Annotated in this window: 1 protein-coding gene; it reads right to left on the minus strand. The window is 74.5% G+C overall.

What is annotated here, in order from left to right; all coding sequences use genetic code 11:
• Positions 1-15: 15 nt before the first annotated feature.
• Positions 16-212: hypothetical protein (locus ACM0OX_RS35920; protein WP_414520007.1), on the minus strand; the 197-nt coding region annotated here is incomplete at its 5' end.

Here is a 212-nt window from a genome sequence, read left to right on the forward strand (position 1 = left end):
GACAAAGCTGGAAGCCTACGCGCGCTGGATGTCCTCAAAGCCCGCCGAACAGGCGGTGGCGACCGGCGCGACCACCGCCGCCAGCACGCCCACCGGGACCACCACCAGGACGGCGACCGACCGCGCGCCCGACCCGGAGCCGAAGCCGGCGCCCGAGGCTCCCGCGCTCACGCCGGTGCATGCCAGCCAGGTGCTGGTGGTGCCAGGCGTTG

The sequence above is a fragment of the Nostoc sp. PCC 9305 genome (assembly GCF_963920915.1).
Lineage (GTDB): Bacteria > Cyanobacteriota > Cyanobacteriia > Cyanobacteriales > Nostocaceae > Nostoc.